The 488-nt window shown below is 60.2% G+C and carries 2 protein-coding genes; one reads left to right on the top strand and one right to left on the bottom strand.

Going from position 1 to position 488, the window contains the following annotated elements; genetic code table 11:
• Positions 1-156 (bottom strand): helix-turn-helix domain-containing protein (locus OC610_RS28765; protein WP_264433192.1); only part of this gene is annotated, 156 nt, incomplete at its 3' end.
• Between the two features lie 50 nt (positions 157-206).
• Here OC610_RS28765 and OC610_RS28770 point away from each other — a divergent pair.
• A partial coding sequence (locus tag OC610_RS28770; protein ID WP_264433189.1) for a 3-phosphoglycerate kinase occupies positions 207-488 on the top strand: 282 nt, incomplete at its 3' end.

Here is a 488-nt window from a genome sequence, read left to right on the forward strand (position 1 = left end):
TAGTGGCACGCCGAGTTGGTCCTGCATACGGGCCACGGTGTAGCTCACCGAGGATTGGGAGCGGTGCAGCACTTCGGCGGCCTGGGCGAAACCACCATGGTCCACCACCGCCTGCAATGTTCGCCATTGATCAAGGGTCACGCGGGGCGCTTTCATATTGAGCTCCTCTTGTCCTAAGCTGGCGGTCCCTTGGTGGAGACTGCCGAATGAAAAAAATCTGTTGTGCGCTGCTGGCCCTGCTGCCGCTGACGGCCTTTGCCTACCCGATCGACGTGGAAAAACACCTCAACGGCCTGAGCATCGACTACAACGCCTACGACACCGATGCCGACATCGGCTCGATCCAGGTCAACAACTACGGCAGCACCGATGCGGCCTGCAAAGTGGTGTTTCGCAACGGCCCGGAAGCGCCACGCACCCGCAACATCGACGTCGCCGCCGGCAAGTTCAAGAACGCCACCGCCAAGTTCAACCGCAACATCATCAAG

Origin of the sequence: Pseudomonas agronomica (assembly GCF_025917275.1) — a bacterium.
GTDB classification, from domain to species: domain Bacteria; phylum Pseudomonadota; class Gammaproteobacteria; order Pseudomonadales; family Pseudomonadaceae; genus Aquipseudomonas; species Aquipseudomonas agronomica.